The following is an 887-nucleotide window of genomic DNA, read 5'->3' on the forward strand; positions in this document are numbered from 1 at the left end:
TTCCACAATAAATATCCCGGATACGGTGGGCTATGCGATTCCCGAGCAGTTTGGTGAAACCATAAAAAACCTTATCGAGCGAATTCCAAATTCAGACAAAGCTATTTTCTCAGTTCATTGTCACAATGATCTCGGCTTAGCTGTTGCAAACTCTTTGTCTGCGGTAACCAATGGTGCACGCCAGATTGAATGTACTATTAACGGATTGGGTGAGCGAGCCGGAAATGCTTCTTTGGAAGAGGTTGTAATGGCAGTTCGTACACGATCTGACTTTTTTGACCTATCGACAAATATCGACTCTACACAGATCGTGCCTTGCTCGCGGTTAGTGTCGACGATTACTGGCTTCCCGGTTCAGCCAAATAAAGCAATTGTTGGTGCAAATGCGTTTGCGCATGAGTCTGGCATTCACCAGGATGGTATATTGAAGCATCGAGAAACTTACGAAATTATGAAGGCTCAAGATGTTGGCTGGCATACTAATAGTCTGGTTCTAGGTAAACACTCTGGCAGAAATGCATTTCGTTCCAGAATAGAAGAGCTTGGAATTTCATTGGAGTCTGAGACTGAGTTAAATCAGGCGTTTGCAGCATTTAAAGAATTGGCAGATAAAAAACACGAGATATTTGATGAGGATCTGCATGCATTGGTAAGTTCGACTAAATCTCTAGATCAGGTCGATCTCTATTCCTTGGTTTGTTTGTCAGTGTGTTCCGAGACAGGTGTTGTGCCTGTCTCAAAGGTTACTTTGCTCGTCGATGGAGAGGAAAAGTCTGCTGAGTCAGACGGTAGTGGCCCGGTTGATGCAACCTATAAGGCAATCGAGAAGATAGTTAACTCGGGTGCTGCGCAGCAATTATATTCTGTAAATAGCATCACAAGTGGAA

At 43.6% G+C, this 887-nt stretch carries 1 protein-coding gene; it reads left to right on the top strand.

The features are described 5' to 3' along the window. A partial coding sequence (locus A3757_RS20805; protein WP_197470179.1) for a 2-isopropylmalate synthase occupies positions 1-887 on the top strand: 887 nt, incomplete at both ends.

The sequence above is a fragment of the Oleiphilus sp. HI0117 genome (genome assembly GCF_001635235.1).